At 40.4% G+C, this 21,865-nt stretch carries 24 protein-coding genes; 15 read left to right on the top strand and 9 right to left on the bottom strand.

Features of this window, described 5'->3' with window-relative positions:
• Nucleotides 1-32 precede the first annotated feature (32 nt).
• A complete protein-coding gene (locus tag F6K54_RS01585; protein WP_293073529.1) occupies nt 33-605 on the bottom strand; it encodes a helix-turn-helix domain-containing protein in 573 nt (190 codons plus the stop codon).
• A 668-nt stretch (nt 606-1,273) separates the two neighbouring features.
• On the opposite strand from F6K54_RS01585, the gene F6K54_RS01580 reads away from it, so the two are divergent.
• From F6K54_RS01580 to F6K54_RS01550, 7 genes are all read left to right on the top strand, one after another.
• On the top strand, nt 1,274-3,493 hold the full coding sequence (locus F6K54_RS01580; RefSeq protein WP_293073526.1) for a pentapeptide repeat-containing protein: 2,220 nt from the start codon (nt 1,274-1,276) through the stop codon (nt 3,491-3,493).
• Between the two features lie 29 nt (nt 3,494-3,522).
• On the top strand, nt 3,523-4,290 hold the full coding sequence (locus tag F6K54_RS01575; RefSeq protein ID WP_293073523.1) for a hypothetical protein: 768 nt from the start codon (nt 3,523-3,525) through the stop codon (nt 4,288-4,290).
• A gap of 153 nt (nt 4,291-4,443) precedes the next feature.
• Nucleotides 4,444-5,802 carry an FAD-binding oxidoreductase gene (locus F6K54_RS01570; protein WP_293073520.1) on the top strand — a complete coding sequence of 453 codons (1,359 nt, stop codon included), beginning with the start codon at nt 4,444-4,446 and terminating at the stop codon, nt 5,800-5,802.
• A 433-nt stretch (nt 5,803-6,235) separates the two neighbouring features.
• Nucleotides 6,236-6,985, top strand: coding sequence for a hypothetical protein (locus F6K54_RS01565; RefSeq protein WP_293073517.1), 750 nt, complete (start codon nt 6,236-6,238; stop codon nt 6,983-6,985).
• On the top strand, nt 6,982-8,547 hold the full coding sequence (locus tag F6K54_RS01560; RefSeq protein WP_293073514.1) for a hypothetical protein: 1,566 nt from the start codon (nt 6,982-6,984) through the stop codon (nt 8,545-8,547). Before F6K54_RS01565 ends, F6K54_RS01560 begins: the two co-directional genes overlap by 4 nt.
• Nucleotides 8,548-8,566: 19 nt before the next feature.
• The gene (locus F6K54_RS01555) at nt 8,567-9,244 is read left to right on the top strand and encodes a hypothetical protein (protein WP_293073510.1); all 678 of its coding nucleotides are present in this window, start codon (nt 8,567-8,569) and stop codon (nt 9,242-9,244) included.
• 1,021 nt (nt 9,245-10,265) lie between these two features.
• Nucleotides 10,266-10,694, top strand: coding sequence for a hypothetical protein (locus F6K54_RS01550; RefSeq protein ID WP_293073508.1), 429 nt, complete (start codon nt 10,266-10,268; stop codon nt 10,692-10,694).
• A 205-nt stretch (nt 10,695-10,899) separates the two neighbouring features.
• Here F6K54_RS01550 and F6K54_RS01545 read toward each other — a convergent pair whose 3' ends face one another.
• The 6 genes from F6K54_RS01545 to F6K54_RS01520 form a co-directional block, all read right to left on the bottom strand.
• A complete protein-coding gene (locus F6K54_RS01545) occupies nt 10,900-11,454 on the bottom strand; it encodes a tyrosine-type recombinase/integrase (RefSeq protein ID WP_293073505.1) in 555 nt (184 codons plus the stop codon).
• A gap of 437 nt (nt 11,455-11,891) precedes the next feature.
• Entirely contained in the window at nt 11,892-12,869 is a 978-nt protein-coding gene (locus F6K54_RS01540; protein ID WP_293073502.1) for a hypothetical protein, read from the bottom strand.
• Nucleotides 12,856-13,341: a hypothetical protein gene (locus F6K54_RS01535; RefSeq protein WP_293073499.1), complete on the bottom strand. Its 486-nt coding sequence runs from the start codon at nt 13,339-13,341 to the stop codon at nt 12,856-12,858. The genes F6K54_RS01540 and F6K54_RS01535 overlap by 14 nt, the downstream gene beginning before the upstream one ends.
• On the bottom strand, nt 13,338-13,811 hold the full coding sequence (locus F6K54_RS01530; protein WP_293073496.1) for a hypothetical protein: 474 nt from the start codon (nt 13,809-13,811) through the stop codon (nt 13,338-13,340). The genes F6K54_RS01535 and F6K54_RS01530 overlap by 4 nt, the downstream gene beginning before the upstream one ends.
• 5 nt (nt 13,812-13,816) lie before the next feature.
• On the bottom strand, nt 13,817-14,281 hold the full coding sequence (locus F6K54_RS01525; RefSeq protein WP_293073493.1) for a hypothetical protein: 465 nt from the start codon (nt 14,279-14,281) through the stop codon (nt 13,817-13,819).
• Between the two features lie 34 nt (nt 14,282-14,315).
• Nucleotides 14,316-14,771 (bottom strand): hypothetical protein, encoded by a 456-nt coding sequence (locus F6K54_RS01520; protein WP_293073490.1) that lies wholly within the window; start codon nt 14,769-14,771, stop codon nt 14,316-14,318.
• Between the two features lie 12 nt (nt 14,772-14,783).
• On the opposite strand from F6K54_RS01520, the gene F6K54_RS42575 reads away from it, so the two are divergent.
• Nucleotides 14,784-14,972 carry a hypothetical protein gene (locus tag F6K54_RS42575; protein WP_366558020.1) on the top strand — a complete coding sequence of 63 codons (189 nt, stop codon included), beginning with the start codon at nt 14,784-14,786 and terminating at the stop codon, nt 14,970-14,972.
• 48 nt (nt 14,973-15,020) lie between these two features.
• On the opposite strand, the gene F6K54_RS42570 is transcribed toward F6K54_RS42575, so the two are convergent.
• The gene (locus F6K54_RS42570) at nt 15,021-15,146 is read right to left on the bottom strand and encodes a hypothetical protein (RefSeq protein WP_366558023.1); all 126 of its coding nucleotides are present in this window, start codon (nt 15,144-15,146) and stop codon (nt 15,021-15,023) included.
• A 386-nt stretch (nt 15,147-15,532) separates the two neighbouring features.
• Here F6K54_RS42570 and F6K54_RS01510 point away from each other — a divergent pair, with 386 nt between their 5' ends.
• The 7 genes from F6K54_RS01510 to F6K54_RS01480 all read left to right on the top strand — a co-directional run bounded on the left by F6K54_RS01510 (nt 15,533) and on the right by F6K54_RS01480 (nt 21,322).
• The gene (locus F6K54_RS01510; protein WP_293073486.1) at nt 15,533-15,856 is read left to right on the top strand and encodes a hypothetical protein; all 324 of its coding nucleotides are present in this window, start codon (nt 15,533-15,535) and stop codon (nt 15,854-15,856) included.
• A 183-nt stretch (nt 15,857-16,039) separates the two neighbouring features.
• Nucleotides 16,040-16,348, top strand: coding sequence for a hypothetical protein (locus tag F6K54_RS01505; RefSeq protein ID WP_293073483.1), 309 nt, complete (start codon nt 16,040-16,042; stop codon nt 16,346-16,348).
• Nucleotides 16,349-16,420: 72 nt separating this feature from the next.
• Nucleotides 16,421-16,720 (top strand): hypothetical protein, encoded by a 300-nt coding sequence (locus F6K54_RS01500; protein WP_293073480.1) that lies wholly within the window; start codon nt 16,421-16,423, stop codon nt 16,718-16,720.
• Nucleotides 16,721-16,774: 54 nt separating this feature from the next.
• Complete coding sequence (locus tag F6K54_RS01495) at nt 16,775-17,869, top strand: hypothetical protein (protein WP_293073477.1); 1,095 nt, start codon at nt 16,775-16,777, stop codon at nt 17,867-17,869.
• 65 nt (nt 17,870-17,934) lie between these two features.
• Entirely contained in the window at nt 17,935-18,429 is a 495-nt protein-coding gene (locus F6K54_RS01490; protein ID WP_293073474.1) for a hypothetical protein, read from the top strand.
• Between the two features lie 373 nt (nt 18,430-18,802).
• A complete protein-coding gene (locus F6K54_RS01485) occupies nt 18,803-19,984 on the top strand; it encodes a transposase (RefSeq protein WP_293073471.1) in 1,182 nt (393 codons plus the stop codon).
• A gap of 204 nt (nt 19,985-20,188) precedes the next feature.
• Complete coding sequence (locus tag F6K54_RS01480; protein ID WP_293073468.1) at nt 20,189-21,322, top strand: agmatine/peptidylarginine deiminase; 1,134 nt, start codon at nt 20,189-20,191, stop codon at nt 21,320-21,322.
• A 32-nt stretch (nt 21,323-21,354) separates the two neighbouring features.
• Here F6K54_RS01480 and F6K54_RS01475 read toward each other — a convergent pair whose 3' ends face one another.
• The gene (locus F6K54_RS01475; protein ID WP_293073466.1) at nt 21,355-21,849 is read right to left on the bottom strand and encodes a hypothetical protein; all 495 of its coding nucleotides are present in this window, start codon (nt 21,847-21,849) and stop codon (nt 21,355-21,357) included.
• Nucleotides 21,850-21,865 lie beyond the last annotated feature (16 nt).

Raw genomic sequence — 21,865 nt, 5'->3', positions numbered from 1 at the left:
GATTTTAACCCAGAGCTGCTAAAAGCTGATAGCTAGTTAAAAGTGTTGAAACTTAACATTCCTAAAGATTTGCTTTGATTAATATCAAAGTTCAGATCCCGAATGACAATGTTTTTCCCATTAATATCTTGACCAGACATTTCTTCTGTTTTCGGTGGCTTTGGTTTGGTCGATAAACCCATTTGTTTGAGTAAACGGTTAATATGGCGATCGCTTAACTCAATATCAAACTCTTTTGCTAAATGTTTGCTCAACCAATTAGCAGTCCACCGCTGGAATACATAACCAAATTCCTTGGGACTATTAGTTACTAACTCTTTCAAGCGTTCTAAATATTGTTCGTTAACCTCTTGGGGACGACCTATAGGATGATTGTTCCATTTGTGAGCTTCACCAGACTTAGCAATAAGTATCCAATGTCTAGCCGTACCGGGAGAACAACCTATAGCTTTACAAATTTGACTTTGGGTTTTGCCTTCATCTGCTAGCAGCATAATTTCTATTCTCTGACGATATTGCCACGACAACTTATCATCTAGATTTTTTTCTAGAAGTTTACGCTGAAAAGATGTTAAACAGTTTCCATGGACATCTGACTTACTCATTTTGATTTGGGAGTTTGAGTGATCGGACAGCATAGGTTTATTGTTTATAGCTATTTGTTAATAACTCCGTTTATTCTTGGAGTACGGAGCGTTAAATCATTCACTGGGTAATTGTAGCCTCCTAACGCATCCTACTGGAATGGACTTAAGCTACGAGAGCAAGATGCTCCCACTACCCAATATCTCATTGTTGACGATTCAGATAATAATAATGTCCCCGTTTCGCCATCAATTCTGCGTGATTTCCCTGTTCAATGGATAGTATTCCCTGAATCAAACACTAAAATTACATCAGCATAGGTTGATAATTATTTATTAATAACTCCGTTTATTCTTGGAGTAAATATATTTCTCAGCTACAGTTACTTATGCAATTTTATGGATTGAAAAAAGTAGACCACAGTAGGGCAAATGGCCATTTGCTAACGCAAAGCTCCGCTTTATATGTTGCGGAGGAAAACGCCCCGACACGATTTGTGGCTCATCAATCAGCAAAAGCGCTGTAAGATTCAGACAACACGAGATTTTTTATTCTCTCCTAGATAATAAGTGCTTTTTTTGAAAATTAAGTGTTTTCTTCCTTCTTCCTTAACAACTATTGTTAAGTTTTTTGAAACCAGTCGTCAATTTTCTTTTAGTTAATTTTTATTGCTGGATAGATACAAAATATGAATAAGTGTAAACGTGAAATATTGCAACTATATCAACAAGGTGAACGAAATTTCCAAAGAGAAAATCTTAGAGGTTTGTCTTTTAAGGGAAAAGATTTGTCTGATGCAGATTTTAGTTTTGCTGATATTAGGAGTACTAATTTTCGTGGGGCAATTCTAAGGGGGGCTAAGTTTTGTGGAGCTAAGGCAGGATTACAGAAGCGTTGGGCAGTTCTCTTGGTAGCGATGTCACTTTTAGTGTCGGCGCTATTAGGAGCAGCATCTGGGTTAGCTGGTCTTATTGCTTCTGGTATGCTACAGCCTGCATTCATTCAAAAACCTCATCCTATTGTTCTAGGTGTGATTGTCTTTGTATCATTAGCTGTTTTCTTTATTTTTAGTATTCAACAAGGATATATGCCTGCTATAATTACCGTAGGTTTTTCTCTGGCTACAGCTGTAGCTATAGGTGGAATTTTTTACGGGACAGTGGCGGGAATTGGAGCAGGAACAGCGGCTGTAGCCATTTTGACTATTGTAGTTGGGGCTTTGGCTGTAATAATAACCTTGACTATTTTTGTAGCTAGAGTCATGTCTGGGGCGTTTGTTGCTGTTGTAGGTATAACGGTAGCAGCTATGGTAGCAGCCAAAATTGTAGTTGTAGCTAAAAAGCTCGAAGGGGCTATGCGTTATGCTGTGAATGCTGTTGACTCCTGGGAGAGTAAAGCAATAGCTGGTGGTGTAGCTGTGGCAGCAGTATTGCTAGGAAGTTACATTGGTTGGCAAGCTAATAGTGAAGATGAGAAGCACAGTCTAGTTCGGAAAATTGCTATTGCCTTTGCTGCCGTAGGCGGAACCTGTTTCAGAGATGCAACTTTAACTGATGCTGACTTCACTGATGCTATTCTCAAAAGTACAGATTTTAGAGGAGCTAACATAACTGGTACTTGTTGGAAAAACACTATAAAACTAGACCGCATACGACCAGGAGAAACTTATCTAAAATATACCAAAGTCAGAGAGTTAGTAAAAACTGGTGAAGGTGAAAATATCAACTTAAATCGCTTTAACCTCCAAGGAATCAATCTTAAGGGAGTAAACCTAACTAATGCCAGTTTCATAGAAGCGAATCTCAACTCAGCCAATCTTCAATATGCTAACCTTTCTCGTGCCAAATTAGTAAAAACATTTTTAGACCAAGCTAATTTAACAGGTACAACATTAACCGGAGCTTTTCTTGAGGACTGGGGGATAACAACCACAACTAAACTAGACGGTATCAAATGTGATTATGTTTATATGCGCCTGCCTCCAGAAAAGAGACCAGACTTTCTCAAACTTTCAACAGAAGAAAGTTTGGATGAGCGTCTGCGCCGAAAACCTGCCGATGAAGATAAATATTTTGAAGAAGGGGAATTTGTAGAGTTTATCAAACCTTTAGTGAATACCTTAGACCTTTATCATAATCAAGCAGTAGACCCCCGAATGGCTGCATATTCATTTCAGAAACTACAAAAAGACCATCCAGAAGCAGGAATAAAAATGCGTTCTGTGGAGCTTCGAGGGGAAAATAATGACAAACTATTGATTAGAGCTGACACTACACCTGAAGCTAACCATTCAGTTTTAGATAAAGAATATTTCGATACTTATAACAGATTAAAAGCACTTTCAACAGAACAACTTCGAGCAGTATTGGCAGAGAGAGAAAAGGATATTGAATGGTATAAAGGTGTATTAAGTGCAGCAGTTAATCGCCCTGGTGTTAATATAGAAAAGTATATTAATAAAGGAAATACAATTATGGCAGAAAATATTGGAGACCAAATTCATGGTAATGAAATTCATGGAGTAGTTGGTGACGTGGGAGAGATTCATGGAGCAGTTGGCAAACAAGGAGAAATTTATGGTGCAGTTGGCAACAAAGGAAAAATTAAAGACTCAAAGTTTGCTCGAACAATTAACGAATCTCAGGAACAACAAAATTTAGCACAAGCAGCAAAAGATATTCAAGAATTATTAGCTCAACTAGATGAAACTTACCCGTCAGATACAACTATGGACAGAATGAAAATTGCTACAGAAGTAATTACACAAATTGATAATAATCAAACTAAGGCACAAAGAATATTAAGTGCTATAAAATCTGGTGGAATTGCTGCTGTTAAACAATCACTTAATCATCCTGCTAGTACCTTTGTTATTGCAGCGTTGGAAGATTGGAAAAAGAGTAAATAAATTAAAAAATGTCATATAATATAAATAAAATGTCAAATTCTAAAATATCTGAAGATGAAATTCGACACCAATTACTTGATACTCAAAAACAATTTGAAACGCTTGATAAATTCAGAAGCGAAAACATTAAGACACTTAAATATGAATCACGAGTTGAAATAGAAAAGAAGCTAATCGGACTTCACATTCAGTGCAAAATGTTTAAACATATGTTGTGGAAATTTCAAGAAGCAAAATTTGAAAGTATGTTTAAAGAAGTATCTTTAAAAGATTTGAAGCAAGCAATAGAAAATCACCCTGGTATCAATATTGATATCAATGAAAATTATGGTATAGCTAATAATGAGGGAAATATTTATAACTCAAAGTTCGCTCGTATAATAAATGAAAATAATCAAACTGTTAGTGGAGAAAATAATATAACAGATCAAGGCAACAACAGTACATTTAATCAGAGTCAAGTTTCTCAAAGTGCAGATGAACAAATAACTACAACTGAAGTATTTGAAATGTTAACTCACTTAGAAGAAAAAATACAGAGCTTTGCTGCACTATCTGAAGTTGACAGAGAAAAGTCTGTAAAGCGTTTGGAAGCTTCTAAAGTTGAGGTACAAGAATCTGAGCCAGATAAAGAGTCTATTGTTAAGAATTTGAAACGAGTAAATGAAACTTTGAATGAGGCAGGTAAGACAACTAAAGAAGTGAAAGAGTTGGTAAATGAACTTTTTCCTACTGTCACAAAACTTGCCAGATACTTGGGATATGCGGCTGGAACAATTTGGAATATGTTACCTTGATTATTACAGCAGATTCCACTTTAATGAGGTACATCCGTCGCGGGCAAGATGCCCGCACTTGCATTCATTTAATTGTTAATCTTTGTACTTCATATACTAGGAATTCGCTGTATCAATTAAGAAAAGCTGAATTTTATATTACTCAAAATACCAATGACAACAACTAAAACAACACAAATAAATTGGGATGCCCTAGCATCAGAACTAACAGATATCGAAATTATTACCGAGCCAAATCAAGTCACCAAACTCTCCTTAGACTATTATCATTTTAGCCCTATTTTAGAATCCCAACTGAAAGACAAAAGAGCTAATTTAATTGTTCGCCCCACCAATGAAACAGAAGTTTTACAAATAGCTAAAACTTGCGTTAAACATCAAGCACCTTTAACAGTTAGAGGTGCCGGAACTGGTAACTACGGACAATGTATTCCTTTAGAAGGAGGAGTAGTTCTCGACACTACAAAAATGAATAATATTAACTGGATAAAACCAGGTTTATCCTGTGTCGAGCCAGGAGTAAAATTAGTAGCATTAGATAAAAAAGCCAGAGAAATTGGTTGGGAAATCAGGATGTTTCCTTCAACTTACCGCACTGCTACAATTGGCGGTTTTATTGGTGGTGGTAGTAGTGGAATTGGCTCAATTAATTATGGTGGATTACGTCATCGTGGCAATGTTTCTGCTGTGCGAGTTGTAACAATGGAAGACGAACCAAGAGTTATAGAATTGCGGGGTGATGACATACAAAAAGTTAATCATGCCTATGGAACAAATGGAATTATTACTCAATTAGAAATACCTCTAGCTCCTACTTATCCTTGGGCAGAATTAATAGTAACTTTTGACGACTTTATGACCTGTGCAAAATTCGCTCAAGCATTGGGAGATAGTGATGGAATTGTCAAAAAATTAATTACTGTTTTTGCTTGGCCGATACCTAGTTTTTTTGCTGGGGTAAAAAATTCAATTCCTGAAGGAAAACATTGTGCTTTTTTGATGGTTTCTGAATATAGTTTGTCATCTTTTCAGGATTTAGTTAAAGAATTTAACGGTGAAATTTGTTATGAAAAAATTGCTGAAGAGGCAAGTAAGGGTACGCCAATATATGAATTTACTTGGAATCATACAACATTACACGCTCGAAGTGTAGATACAAATTTAACTTATTTACAAAGTGGTTTTCCAACTGATAGAAATCTTGAACTTGTAGAAAAAATGTATCGGCATTTTGGTGATGAGGTAATCATGCACTTAGAATTTATGCGAATTGATGGTCAAACTACACCAGTAGGATTACAAATTGTTCGTTATAGTTCTGAAGAAAGGTTGAATGAAATTATTGAGTATCACGAAGAAAATGGAGTAAATATTTTTAATCCTCATACCTATATTTTGGAAGATGGAGGAATGAAAACCACAGACTTTGAACAGTTAGAATTTAAGCAAAAAGTAGACCCTTATGGATTATTAAATCCGGGAAAAATGAAAGCTTGGTTAGAGAAAGGTTGACTAATATAGCATTTCTCATAAAGATGAGGTACATTTACGATCCCCCTAAATCCCCCTTGAAAAGGGGGACTTTGAAACCTCTCCCTTTTTTAAGCGGTTCCCCCCTTATTAAGGGGGGGCTGTTTCAAAATATTGTAGATTAAGGATGCGCGGGAGAATGGGAGTAATGGGCATAGTGGAACAGTGAAATTTGCCAAAATTTGCCGATTTTGAGCGCAAAGTACGCGTCTTTAAGCTCTGAGAGAATATTTGGTTCAGATAAATAAATAACTACGGAGGAGTCAGGAGTCAGTCCTCAGGAGTCAGGAGTAAAGAGGGAAGAAAGAAGAAGAACTGGAGTTGAAGGAGAAAGTTTTTTTATAACTAATTATCCGGACATGATATTACTGGCACTGCTGAAAAATCTCAATACCCAGGGGAAGTACCCGAATTATTGACAGACTCTGAATCTCCAATGAAGGAAATACTCAACATAGCAGACTGGCATCTACACCGATTTGACATGATGGATGAGTTATTCGGCCAATTCCCGATTGATTTTGAGATTGAGGGAGAGGATGCCAATCCTGATAATGTGGCAGAAGCCTTAGCCGAGATTTACGGATTGTCGATCGATCTAAAAGCAGAGGTCTACGAAAACAAGATGGCGGTTGCTCGGTGTTTACTGGAAGTTGGCCTGGCTCGTCTGGTTGTTAACCGAATCTTTAAAAATATTGAAGCCGCTATCGAATACATCGACTTTGAGAGAGAAGAGGCGGAAGAGGATGTAGAGCTAACTTTCAATCCTCTAGCTTACGAAGACAAGGATAACGATGGTGATATTGACGATGACAGCCTTGAGAAATTTTTACAGCCCAGCAAGCAGCCAATCAAATATTGGAAGTCGCCTGACGGAAGTGCGGACTCATTGAGGAAGGCGATTTCCTTACTACAAGAAGCTGCACAAATAACCAAGTCCTTACACTGGCATAGAATGCCACGGGACCCAGGGGCAGCTAAAGACATCTTAAGAAATCTCATCAATTTGGGAGTAGATGTAGCTAAAGATTTTGCACAATATAAAGGAGAATCCGATGACTCCTGGCAAGATTTTATTGAAAATATTGAGGAGAACTGGAAAGACAAGACAGGCGCAATCTCAGACGATTCAAGTGATAACCCAAGAATCAAAGAAATAAAATGACTTTAGCCTTTACCAGAGAGCGAACCAGTCTCCGCAGTAGAGCTGCCAGACTAAGAGCCACCAACAATCAATCAGTTCGTAGATGGAGCCGCACGCCGTCTAACAGTGGTGGGGGTATTCAAAATATTTTTAAAAATTGGGGTGGTAAGTTGGTCGGCTGGATAAGTGGCGGATTGAGCGCACTGGTGAAAAGGTTGAGGTCAATCAGTGTCACCCAGGTATTTCAGATGATACTGTCAGCAGGTAATTTACTGTTGAACTTCAACTGGCAGGTGACGGACAAACAAATCGAATCTCAGATTGATGCCATTAATAAATCAATCGTCGAGCGTGGTTTTGGGGCAATCGGCCGTACTCTGGGTAGCACCATCTGTGGACTGGGGGGTGCAGCAGTTATTACTAAGTTTAACCCAGCATTGGGATATCATGTGATGAGTAATGTTGCCCCTGAAGTTGCCGAGGAATTGCTACAAGAGTGGAGTCAAGCACTTTCTCAGGTTGGTGCGCAATATTCGGTAGCTCGTGCTTTAGAGTTTTATAAAGGTGCGAGAAAATTCCTTAAAGATCCAAACAACCCCATCGGGAAAGTACTACGGAGTTTGGTGGGCGACGAAACTATCAGTAAGTGGGGGAACCCTGGCAATGACGAGTGGAGTTTTAAAAAGGGAATTGGTAATGTAGTCAAGCGAGTCATCAAGGATGAGGATATGCGGGAAGCCCTCGAGGAAGGGTGGGAGGAGTTTAGCGATGCCTGCATAGAAGCAGGATTTATTATCGCTGGCAGTATAGATGACTGGATTGGGATGCAGAGTTATCAGCGGGAGGGCTTGCTCGGTAGGGAGCGTACAATAGAAGTCACTCCTAACAAGGAAGTGCCAGAGGAACGATTTATATTAACAGGAAATCAGTCAACTATCAGGACAGCAACTACGGCTATAATTGCGCAACAACAACTGTTGAATAATCGGGATGTTGGCACTATAGTTATTGATAGTAGTTCAGAGGAAGTTGTTACTACGAGTAATGGTATAGAAATTGTATTAGAATTCTTTGCTTATGAACAGCCTCCATATTGGTCTAACGAGAGAGAAAAGAAAAATGCTAGAAGTAGGTTGACAGTTCCTAATTGCAAAAAAACTAAGATAAATTGGAGTGAGATAAAGCAACTTTTTGGTAATAACAAAAAATCTCATGATAAGGGAGATTTGGCAGTAGAAGCAGACTTATCTAATGGTAAAATGCTAAAAGCTTGGGTTCACACGAAACAGGATGGCAAGACAATCATAGAGAGAATGGCTTCACTTTCTGAAGCAGAATTAATTCGTCCTTTCCGTTACATAGAGAAGGACGAATATGACCCAGAGGGAAAGCTTAAGCCAAAGGAGGTAAGGCCACAATATTTAGCTCATATGCACATTTTGAATTGGGATAGAAAGACAAAATATGAGACGGCAGTTGCTGGCACCAAGAAAAAACGTAAGTCGGCACGGGTCGAGTTTTATTACGAAACAAAACCTAGTTGGATGGATGATAAGATTAATGAGTTACTAAAGACAACCTAGGAAAAAATAGGGAGAGAAAATGCCAGGATACATTAAAGAAAGCAATTCAGATGTTTTAGTGCAAGCCGTCAGGTCCATTCAATCGGAGCTAAGTGCGCTTAAATTTAATTTTCCCGATGAAATCACTGTTAAAGTTCCAGCGTTGGAGACTCCACCCGAACCGCAGGAGCTAATCACAGGGATTGGTGAAATGGAACTCATCTTTATGGATAAATCTGGAACAGATTATCCAGCAGATTTGCAGCCTCGAATTGAGCCAACGGTCAATGAGTTCAGATATCATCAGTTTGATAGCAGGGATAATCTCTATCAAATTTTCGGTAACTATGTGGCGTCAAATGTTCAACAGGTACAAGTAGACCTGGAGGCTTATAACACAGAGAATCGCACAAGTCTTGTTGCAGAGACAAAAGAGAAGCTCCGTTTGCCGTTCACAAATAGCTCAAGCTTCAATATTCCATTAAATCTTTACGCTGAACATTTGTGGACGAATACAAGTAGTGGAAGCGAGATTGATTGGCTAGAACCTGTTACCGCTACGTGGAAAGCTGGCACTGATATCGTCGAACTTAACTATAGGAAGGGCGAGTACGCTGTACTCTTTGGGGGAAATCAAACGTGGAATATTAACTTATCTTTTTCGGGAATCGTTAACCTACCCACAATCTCCACTATGAGCCAAACGGTCGAAGCATAACCTGGGTGTCAAACCTTACCCGGACTATGCTTTTGTTAGTACCCTGTCTGCTGTCTACTAGGTAGATGTCTATCACTAGACACCTAGCACTAGACGCACAGAGATAGATGCTTGTTCTCTAGGCTTTAGTTCATAGGGTATTCAGCCATTTACTTCCCCTGGCGCATGGTTCTATAGGTGTCTAGTGGCAGCTAGACACCTAGCCAAAAATGCTCCTCATTGTAAAGTTTATCATGGCTTCCCGTTTAAGTATCGGTATTAATCAAGGTACTTAAATACACAGCAAGCAATCCAACCATAAGGAGCGATTGGATAAAAAAAATAATCGATATTTGTTGAAATTTTTACTCAAGTTCTTTCAATTTTAGACGCTACAAATAAACTTAAAACTACGGGGAAGATTTGAAAGTAAAAGTCTGACAGGCAGGCGTTTAGGCTAAATATGCAGTTCGGAAACTGCTTTGAGAATATGTGTAGCAATGTGGAAAAATCTGTAGAGTTCTACTCAATAGGATATATTGGTACAAGTTATGTAGGTAGACTCAGAATAGAATATTGTCCTATGAGGGCGCAAATGTATCGAGACATAGGAAATTTAATGAATATGAACTATATCGCAATATTGAGAAACTCAGAAGAGTGGAAATACCTAGATGAGGTCCCGGATAATGAGATACATCAGTATGAGGTACACAGGTGGACTGAAAGTGAGGGCCCGTCGGGCAAAGATTTAGAGGAGTTGACAATTAAGAGAAAAGGTGAAAGATACCGTACAAATATAGTAAGTACCCCCCAAGGATACTGGGAAGGGTGGGGTTTGGGGTGAAGTGTGTCGCGATCGCGAGAATTTTCAAAGGCTGGTGTTATTTATACGAATTCTCAGAATCACTGAAGATTTTAAGGGGAAGCTAATATAATGAGTCAACAGGCAAGTAAATTTGTGGACTTTGCTCTCGGCAAAAAGAATTGTATCATCTTTGAAGCAAATGTTTAGTCAACTCAATGTTGAGGATCTATTAAATTGAAACCAATCAAGGCTAACTTGTCTTTTCTGGAAAATTCTTTTCGTTTCGAGTCAAGGGGAGAAGGTCAACACTCGTATATATTTACGAATAGGCAGCAGCATAGACTTACTCTTAAGTCTTCTATTCCAAACCCTTTTGACGGGGAGGTAGTTTTGGGAGTTCGTATGGTATTTGGGAAAAATCATCAAAGCGAGTATCCCGTCGGAGTAGAACTTTATGTTTGCGGAGTGGATGAGCTTCGAGGGCATTCTTCTCTCGCGCGTGGAGGGGTTATGTTGGAAAAATTTGAAAAATGTGCTTATCTTGATATAGATAGTCTCGGTGAAAATAATCGTGAAAGAATCCTCTTCGTTGCCTCTCTACCTTCAACCAAACCGATGGGTGATTCTCTTCAGGTTATAGTATTATCTGATTCTAGTTCATAGTTGCCGGCAGAAAAAAATATGAGCAAAAAGGAAAAGATATGTGTCTGGATAGTGGCTGTCTATATTTTAGCTGTGACAGTTATTGCGTGTATACCTATAGCATTCTCCTTGACGTGTTCGTTATCAGGTAATACTCCTGTTTGGGAGCCGTTTTTCTATCAAAATGTTTACAAAGGCTGCGTTCAAACAGGGCTTAAATAAAAAATTAATTTACTAAGGCTCGCAATGCTCCTGCTGCAAGTTTTGTATAGCGAACGGTATTGTTGATTTCCTTGTGACCTAATAACTGTTGAACCAACCTCAACTCATTTCCATTGTTGATGAGGTGATAACCACAGGAATGCCTTAGTTGATGGGGGTGTATATCTAAACCTATGGTTTTACCTAACTCCTTAATTATCTTATAAATAGCCTTGGCTGTTAAAGGTTTGTTTTTCCAACCCTGCCAGACAGTTCCAAATGAGCGATCGCCACTTTCTCGCTGGTAGTTTCTTAAGGCGACCAACTCATCCTTCCACAATGGAGCAGACCCACTAACGGAACCTTTTGCCCGTTTGATATATATTTCCTCTCCTGGGAAGTTGATATCTTGCCATTGCATAGCTACAGCCTCACTCCGTCTCAGGCCATGTCGATACATAACTAGCAGTAAGGCATAGTTCCTCGTTCCACGGTTGCTAGCCTTGGCGGCTTTGAAGAGGGATTCTAGTTCGTTTCTGTAAAGATAATCCCTCTCTACTTTGGTAGTAGAATTACCCAAAATAAACAAGTTAATTAATTAATTATTTTGCTGAAAGTTACCAACCCGAAAGTTACCAAGGTGATAGAAGTATCCAAAATAAACAAATGAGTTAACTAACTATCTTACGGAAAATTAGCACTTCCAGCAGTTTTTTAGTGCTAAAAGTTCCTAAAATAATTATTTTGGAGACTTTTAAAAAAGAAAAAAATAATAGCTGCTGGAACTAGGGGGTGGAGCAGCTCTGAGGGAGTAGAGTGCTTAAGCTTTATCGGTTCTTAATACCTCAAAAGCTACTCTAGCCACGGCTTAAGCTACTGACAGGGAGTTTGTCGGGTGCTTGCCGGGTGCTTACAAAGATGAAACATTGCATCACACCTAGGGTAAGCGCTTACCTGGACACCGCGATACAATAATGTCCAGGTAAGACCACGGCTCTCCCATAGTGTGATTATAACCTAAAACTCAACTTCTTCAACTTCTTCAACCTGTTGGCTATGTTGTGAGGAAAGGAGATAGTTTTCAATTTGGGAGACTGGGGCTTCACTCTTGATTAGTTCCCTGACTTTTTGTACCCTTCCTGTGGGTATAGGAGTCTTTTTGACTTTTTGCCTACGACAATAATAATAGTTCGTGGTTGCCATCTGGCTATTAAACCTAGTGTCAATCCAACCAGAGGCTGGCTTTTTGTTGGTAGAGCCTCTAGGTCTGCCTTTGCTTTTACCCTGATACCTCGTGGAGCATTTAATGTCTATTCCTCCAGTACCAGTGTTTTTGAATATTTGCTCCACAGAATTTTCCGGAGAAGGGAGTCGGTTTAGGCGATCGCTCTCTTCCAATCGAGAATTCGTGGAGCATTTAATATCTGTTCCTTCAGTATCGGTACTTTTGAATATTTGCTCCACAGAATTTTCCGGAGAAGGGAGTCGGTTTAAGCGATCGCTCTCTTCCAATCGAGAATTCGTGGAGCATTTAATATCCGCTCCCTCAGTATCGGTACTTTTTAATATTTGCTCCACAGAGCTTTCCGGAGAAGGGGATGGATTTAGGCGATCGCTCTCTTTAGGAGAATAATCTGTGGAGCATTTAATGCCTGTTCCTTCAATACCAGTGCTTTTGAATATTTGCTCCACAATCTCCTCGCCTAATATTTGTTCCACAAATCTACGGTCGATAGTGCCGTTAATACTTTTATATCTTTCTATCAAAGATTTAATTTTGGCCACTATACTGTTGGGAATAGTTGGTGGTGTCGGAACATCTTTTGGTTTTAGAGTGAGCTCTGCTTCGTGGAATTTTAAATCTACAGACCCAGTGGCCTCATGGTAAACTGAGAACCTCCCACTATCAACTTCCAGCACTTCCAACACTTCGTTTTTTAGAGGGTGTTTGTGAGCTGTAATTTTCACCCAATCGCCTTGTCTAATCGTTGCCATAATTATCTGACCCTCTTTGCTTTGCTGCAATCAACATCTCAATTGTTGTGAAGCTGGATGAGTAAGGGAGCTTTTTCCTACCTCCGGTGGATAAGCTTGCTAACTCTTCTAGGGTGTTGGAAAGTTCTGACCCAACATAGTCGGAGATTATTTTGGAGATTTTATGCTGGATTCTCTCCGGCGGTGGTCTATCCTTTGAGTGACTCAGGTTCAAAATCACAGACTTGCAATCTCTTGTCCGAGGATGAAACTCGGTCAAACTTATTATTTCGAGTTTTTTTCTTTGATACACTGCCGAATGTACCGCATATATGGTGGGGTTCATCTGGAAGTTTTCATAGATACTTAACTCTGAGCAGTAACCATTACATCGGTTTAGAATCAGTTTTACTCTTTCATCCCAAAGCATGAGCGGTCCGAGATGTTCGACTTTTCCTTTGGGTAAAAATCCCCAGTTCCGAATTATTCTCATTCTTCAAATTTTCCCTCATATAGCAACATCAATGTTTGAATAGTGGTGTAGGAGGATGAGTACGGAGTCTTCTTCTTCTCACCGGAGTGTACAGCTATTATTTCCTTTACTACACTGACAATTTCTGTATCAACGTATCTCACGATCGCCTTATTGAACCTTCCCTTGATTTCTTCCGGAGGTATGGCCTCGTTAGGGGAAGCCAGTCCAACGATTGCTGAGGCGTTAGTTCCTGTGGTGATTTGAAAATCTGTAAAACTCATCATGTCAAAATGCGTGCCTTTGTATTTAGCCGAATGTACGGCATAGATATTTGGGGTTAGACCAAGTGCCGATTCAATATTTACTTCTGGATGCCAGCCATAACATTTCTCCAGGAAAAGTTCTATCCTTTCATCCCAAAGCATAAGGGGTCCGAATAGTTCGATAGTTCCCCGGTCATTGACGGTGTAGATTGATTTGTTTTCCATTTTTATTAAGACTTACTTTGTTCTAACATCAATGCTTCCATGGTCATTACACTGGCTGAATACGGAATTTTTCTCTCAGCACCCAAACTGCCAGCTACAATGTCTTGCCCTATGCGGTCAATACTTGTTTTGATGTGACCAAGGACTGCACTACTGAAACCCTCCTGCACTTTCTCTGGGAGTTCGAGTTTTGTGCGATGCCTGAAAACTATAACCGTGGAACGAAAATCTTCTGTGCTTAGTTGGAAGTCGGTGACACTGAGGATAGCAAAGTGCCTGTTTCTATACATAGCTGGATGGATGGCGTAAATATTCGGGGTCAACCCAAAGTACTCATTGACGTCTCCTCCTATATGTGAGTCTTCAATTGCCTGTACAAATCGCTTAACTTTTTCATCCCAGAGTAAAAGCTCTCCAAATTTTTCGATCTTTGCTCCACCCGGAATTGCATAGGTTCGTTTATTTTTCATCTTTCACTAAGTATTGTTGTTTGCAAATGTCTCTTCAGCTTTCGGCTAATTGGCCTATCTGCATGAGTCGAAAAATTTCTAGGTTAATAAATGTGGAACTGAAGTTATGCGTAAGGGGTTGATTTTTTACTGCCTCGCTCAGAGTGTCTAGACCTTCTTGGATTTGCTCATGGACAGCCTCCCTAATCTTTCTAGCAAGTATTTCCTGTCCAAGTGCTGAGGGTACAATGCTGCTGGGGAAGGGGAGGGCTAGCACTTCTGTTTTTGCCAGGAGGCCATCCTTAGTAATGACAGTGAAGGACGCTATCGGGAGTACGCTCCCTTCAATTATTGCGGAATGACCAGCCCAAAAGTGGGGCTTCATGCCGATTAGGTCGTAAAGGTCGGTTTCTGGATGCCAGTCGCTGGACTGTTTCAATACTTCGATGACTCCGGGATGCCATAGGCAAAGTTGGCCTATTTTTAGCTGTTCGACGATGGTTTGGGTCATGTCTATATATATATGTGTGAATGTGCAATAAAATTACCGACCGCTGATGCAGCGATCGGCATTCCTGATTGGTTTATTCTTCTTCGGTGGGGTTTGTTGGCAATTTTTCAGCCTGCTCAAGCAGACGGGCTATTTCTCTCTCCAAAGCAGCAGTTTTTTCCAAATAACTCGCTCTCTTTTGCGAATGCTCAATTAATCTAGTTTCAAGCCTTTCACCATGAGAATCTATATACTCTAGCCCCTCTTTCGCTACTTCTCGGAGCAGGCTAAGGACTCCCCCAACAATCCCAAGGAGTCCATTTGCTCCCATGCTCGCGTCCATTTCTCCACCAACTCGCTGCGACTGATGTTTAGTGCTTCCGCAATCTGATCCATTCTTTCCAAGGTTTCCGGGGTCAAGGAAAGGTTCGTCCGTTTCTTCGGACTCTTGTATTTCGGTTTTCCGGCCATTTACTCTTTGCTCAGTCATTGTTTGTGTACAAAATGATTTTACTCAAACTACTTGACATCATTTCATACACAATACATGATAACAATCAAGGATTACACAACAGATGTTTAGGGGGGAAAAGCCTGGAGGACCAGGAGCAGCATGGACCAAAATCTCAATCTGACATAAGCACTCAGGCGAGGCAAACTGTCCTTGGTTCCTCGCCTTCCTTAGATATTGCGGTCAGTTAGAGTTGAAGAATAAATTATCTGTTTGCATACTCATTCATGGTGAATTTAGGGGACAAAGCCTCCGCTATAGTCCCCCTTCCTTGAATCAAACTTTCATCACAGCAAGAAATTTATCCATAACATTTTTACCTATAACAAAAGGAGCGATCGTGGAAGAAAACTTAAAAACTAGCGAAGTGACCGAAGCAAAGATAGAAAAGATAAAAGCCAAAGCTGCTGAGGACCGCCATTTAATGTTTCAGATATTCAAAGATTTGGCAGTAAACATCGCAGATAGGCATGGTACTGAGGTAAGCGAACGTAGAGTAGAACAATTGTACCAGGCAGCGGAGTTTGCTAGAGCTGCAATGATCACATTTGCGGTATATCCTAGCAAGACCCGCCTACCAGAGGAAAACTCATGAGTATTCGTTTAACACTAGATGTCCGTATCATTGGTGACAGGCAAGAGGTTGAAAAATTCATTGCCTCCATGGATAACTGGTTGAAGAGGGACGGTTACAGGCTAGCAAAACAGCCTGCATTCCGTCCCTCCAGGAAAGAGCCTACCGATGATATCGCCTACACAGAATGGGTCGCAGAGTAGCATGAAACTTGAAGAAATAGAGTTTGAATATAGTTTCCGGGTTAAATGGGCAAGCGATCGCCTTAAGATTCGTCTACGGGCAACAACTGTAGAGAAAAAACTTGCAGGCATAGATATAGTCAAGTTTCGCGTTTGTCTCTATCTGCCCGGTTCTTGGATTCCTTTGTGCGATGACTTTGTCTTCGGTATTTACCCCGACCTTTGGTTATGCTCCTTCCTCTGCCGAGCCTATCCTTTCCTCAAATCCCTACTCCCTAATAATTGGTACTATCACCTACCCCTTGAAGGAGAAGACTGGATTCCATTCTAATAAAAACTGCCTTTGATTAAAACCAAAGGCATCTGAGCTAAAGGGTAACTTAAATATTCTACCAATCATAACATGAAAAGAGAATACGAAGTAACAGCAAAAATTAGAGTGACAGTAGACATCAATGTCCCTATAGCAAAGGACCTTCCCGCCTACGAATACAATGGTGAGATTTTTGACTACAACGGCATGATGGAAGCGATCGTAGATGACTATATTCAATCTTCCGAAGTCACCGTTGACGCTTACTTCGCCTCCCTTGACATAGATGCTACTCACCAAGCGAGGGTTTCGTCTGAAGTCTGGAACCCAATAGTACCAGTGATGCCGGGCAAAACAGGACAGATGCTACTAGAGGCATCTCACAATTAAAACATCCATCAGGCACAAGCACATCCACATCAAAAAGCACCAAAAGATTGAGACATGTTACCCTTACCAACATTTGAAAAAATAGAAACAGCACAGCAGACTCCTGGCTGGGTTCAATACATAGAGGAATGTCGGCAGCACTGGGGCATGGTCTCAAGGGTGACTTCGGAGCAAGCGCAAGTATTGCATGAAGAGTTGTCTAGGACTACCTATAGCTATATAGAACGGGGTATTTTACTCAAAGCAGTTGTGACTACAAAATCTTACAAACAACTGGGGTTTGATAATTTTGCCGACTATTGCCATAGACATTTCAAGCATAGTGATGGATATGCTAGGAGGATAATGAGGGCAGCTAGGGTAGCCATAGATTTGATTCGTTGTGGGTTTGAAGTCCTGCCTACCTGTATTGCTCAGGCAGATATAGTAGGCAAGGGATACCAAGGTTTCACCAAGAAGCAAGCTGAAGATGCGAGGGAATGGCTTGCTTATCGGTGGCAAGCCTGTCTAGCCAGAGCTGAAGGCGACAAGTGCCCTATCACTCATTCATTCATAGTTAAAGTGCTAGAACCTCAAGACCACTCCCATCGCACCGTCAAGGTGAACAAAGAAACTTGGGAGCAACTAGAGGAACTAGCAGCAGCGGAGGATTATTACAGTTTTGCCAAAGACCGAAAGACCACACCAGAGGAATGTCTGACAACGCTAGTGCGCAAAGAATATTCAGAAGGAGCAGCTTACAAACCCAAGGTCGAACTTGACAAAAATGTTTGGGGTAAAGCGAGCGACTTAGCTAGACTATTTCAGCTCACAGCCAGTCAAACTTTCACCTGGATGATAGAAGAAGCTCACGATCGCTTTTTCCGAAAGCAAAAATCTGACAACAATACCACAAACGGGGACTCACCTGACGAGTCCCTGGACCAAGATAAACAAGAATCAACACCTAACGAGGAACCTAACAATGGAACGACTACGGACAGTCAAACAGTACCGGTAGCTTTTGGTAAAGCACTCGTGCAAGTATTGGAAACTGAAAACCCAGACAAACGTCCTAAGTGGAGCAATGATAATGATGCTCACTATAGCAGCGGTGATGGCAACGATGACAGTGACAACGATAATGGCAACATGCTTGATTATTATTAATTCACTGATTCATTACACTTGAGCCATTGACTTACTAGCAAAAATAACAGGAGGAAATATACTGCATGAAAATATTGAGAACTAAGCTGAAATTTGAGTATTGTCTACCTAGTGGCAATGTACTTACTGCCGAGAATGAATATGGTTTTGAAGAAGATGAAGATATCAATTTGGGTCTGTCTAACGCCAGGGAATTGCTGGCAGCGACTATAGCTAATGAACGGCCTGACATTCTTGAGCATTGTCTCAAAGAGTTAGGGGTTGAATATTCCGCAGCATCCTTGGAAAAAGCTCGGATAAACTTTCATAATACTTGCAAAGAAATTGATACCGCAAAGCTTTACTTTCTCACAGCCAAAAACAGATTAGTACTTCTAGAACAAGCGATAGAGCGTGCTGAAATATTAGAAGGACGAGGTCAGAAAACGGGTCTTCCTGAGCAGTATTTCAAATTACTGAGAGAAATTCTTTTTACAGCGGGGACTGAAGATTACGCAGAGTATATGTCAAACCTTTTACAAGAAGACGAGCCACAGGACTCGTCCGCCGAACCGACTTAATCAGATACCCAAAGGAAAGGCGCTTTTCTTTTGGGCATCCTAGCTTGGGGTATCCCAATTCACCCCAAGCTAACTTGAGCATAGGTTTGGGCAGCAAAGGACTTGCTTAAACCTTGACCGCCTGATGAAGTGTAACAGGCTGCACAGAAACTACTGATAACAACCATCAGCAGTCGCGGGTTCGCCTGCATACACTCAGTGAGTCACCTGCTTTGATGATAAAATGAGTGCTTGCACTTTTTAAATTTTATGAGCAAGCTCGCTGAGTTTATAGCTTCTGCTCTTTGAGAGTAAATTGAGTGGTTTACAAAAAAACTATTTTCAGGTGATTTGTGAGCGCAGAAGTTTTTATTTTTTTATATCACCATTACAAATGAATAAACGAGTTATTGGGGGCGATGTCTGTAAGTCCTCTATTGTTTGCTGGGAACTTTTTGAAATTCCCACCGATTTACGCTGCGAGTTTAAAAAAAATAAGCGAACCAAGAAGACTGACCCACTTACCTTTTGTCTAAACCGAGAAAGTGTGAAGGAGTTCGTTGAATTTTTGGAAGATGCTGATGCTTTGGTGATGGAACCAACCGGAGGTAATTATAGTTTCTTGTGGGCCAAGATTGCTGAGAGTCACAAAATATTTGTCAGGTGGGTGGGGCATCCAGAGGTTAAATACCTCAGAAAATCGGAGCGGTTGCCCGATAAAAATGACCAAGCAGATGCTCTAGCTTTAGCAGTTTATGCTTTGAAAAACTGGGACAAACCTCATGCTTTTTTGAGGTTTGAGCCGGGTTTGATTAAGGAAATTAGCGATCGCTACTTGCAACTTCATTCTATTTCTAGAATTCAATCGCCCATTATAAATAGATTGAGGCAACAATTAGCTAAGGAGTTTCCAGAGATAGCCAGCATCAAATCTACTCCAGGTCCTGATGGATTATCCCCTCTTTGGGCTTGGATTACTGAACGGGAAAGATACACGGATGTGGGTGAAAAACTTTATAACAAAAAATATCAAAACTCCGTCGCTCCTCAATATGGCGTGGAAATTTCTGAATTTACTAAGTTTCTGGCCAACCAGCTATGTGACTTGCATTTGTCAGAATTTGGCCTCCGCCGAGAGTTAACTAATTTGATTTATTCTCAAGAATTTCAAAAGTTTAATGAAGTTTTTGATTTATATGGTTTTGGGTTGATGGCTCGTGCAATGCTGTTAATCCGTTGTTATCCCTTGAGCCGTTTTGAAAGTGAGGGTGCATTTAAAAGGCGTTTGGGTTTTGGCAGTGAGGAGAGGTCGTCAGGGGAGATAGAACGTTTTAGAGCTGCTGGCTCATCATTGGCCAGAAAGGAATTATATCTGTGGTGCTTGACTGTTGTAGGGAAGAAAAGGTTGATTTCTGGGGTCGGTCTGGAGATAATGGCCAAGTTTGAACATCACAAGCAGCAGCTTCAGAAAGATTCGACGAAAGGGAAGAAATTCACCAACTTAGTTAGGTCTCGAACTGTGGCCTTTATGCTTCGACGATTGTTTCGGGACTTGAAGAATAATTGTACAGATTGAACCAAACTCCCTTTTAGCTTCGTAGAGTAAAATTTATCAGGAAAGGCAGAGGGCATCCCCCCCCCCTTGGAAAGCGGGGGAGAATGCAGAAGAGAATTCTGACTCCTGACCTCTGCCCGTGACCGAAGGGAACAAGGGTATAAAACCCCATCTAATTGTTCCTTCTACCCTCTACCCTCTGCCCTCTGCCTTCTAACTTAGTTTATGAATAGACGATTTTTTCTCCAATTAATATCGACCACATCAAGCTACATTTTTCTCAAGAATTTAGCCAGCTTTGCCACAACTAATCCTAAATTATCAAATCATACATTATCTTCTATGTCATCAAATTCCTCGTTTTATATGCCAGATGAAACCGAACCTCATTTGTGTACTTGGATGGCATTTAGCGCAAGTAAAGATATTTGGGGACGTAAATACTATTCTGGTGTACAAGATAATCTAGCAAACATTGCCAGAGCGATCGCTGAATATGAACCTGTAAAAATGTTAGTTCGTGAGACAGACTATGATGTAGCCGCAGCCAAATGTGGCTCTAGTGTAGAGTTGATTGTTTGTCCTATAGATGATCTTTGGATGAGGGATACAGGGCCAGTTTTTGTTGTGAATGAAGCAGGTCAAAAAGCGGCCATTGATTTTAATTTTAATGGTTGGGGAAACAAACAATATCACGACCGCGATGCTGAGGTTGCTCGGTTTGTGGCAAAAAAATCAGGAGTACCGCTAATAAATACAGAACTTGTATTTGAAGGAGGTGGTATTGAAGTTGATGGTCGTGGCACAGCGATCGTGACTGAAAGTTGTATTATCAATAATAATCGTAATCCTGGTTGGAGCAAAATTGATTGCGAAACAGAATTGAAGGCTTTATTGGGGTTGCGTAAAATTATTTGGCTACCAGGTATTAGAGGTTACGATATTACCGATGGACATACAGATTTTTATGCCCGTTTTGTTAGTCCTGGTGTTGTTGTTGCGGGATACGATCCAAATCCTAAATCTTTTGATCATGCTGTTACCAAAAAACATTTAGAAATTTTGCGGTCGTCAACGGATGCGGATGGGAAAAAACTAGAAGTTGTTGTGCTGGAAGCACCGAATAGAATACGACCGGGATATGAAAGCGATGACTTTGCAGCCGGATATATTAATTTTTATGTGATTAATGATGCTGTTATTGCACCAGAATTTGGCGATCGCCAGGCAGATAGGCGTGCTAAAGAGACTCTAGCAGAACTTTTTCCCAGTCGAGATATTGTGCAAATTAATATTGATGAAATTGCTGCCGGAGGCGGAGGAATACATTGCACAACTCAGCAAGAACCATTAGTTTAGCTAGAGGGTTTAAGGAATAAAGAAGGGAAATTTCACTCCTCTGTTATTGCTTCAGAACGACCCCACAAAGTTGACTGGTGATTCAGTTCGGGGGGAAAATCTCCTGTTTCTACTTGTCCTCGCACATCCTCTACATTTTTCCAAGCTAATAACTCAATATATCGTCGCGCTGCACCCAGGAGATTTCCATCCAAATCATAAGCTTCCAACCAACCATCATCACCATCGGTAACGACATAAATAATCTCTATCGCTTCTTCTTCTACTTCCATCCTGTAAGCCAATACAGATCCCCAATCTCCCATTTCCACTGTTTCTTTATAAAATTGATAGGCAGCATCAGCGTTTTCAGATAACTCTTCGGGGTTAAGTTCGCGATCGTCCCAAATTTGTTCATCAGTATCTCGATCTTCAATAAATTCTGTATAGCGCTTTTGCCAATAATCTAACAATTCAGTTGCTATTGCTTGTCGAATTTTAGTCTCGCGGTCTTCAAGGGGCAACCTAGAAGAATGATCGAATGTCATAATTATCCTCCTTATC

Source organism: Okeania sp. SIO3B5 (assembly GCF_010692555.1).
In the GTDB taxonomy this organism is placed as follows: domain Bacteria; phylum Cyanobacteriota; class Cyanobacteriia; order Cyanobacteriales; family Microcoleaceae; genus Okeania.
The sequence above is the reverse complement of the archived record's forward strand: the minus strand, read 5'-3'. Positions and strand labels throughout refer to the sequence as shown.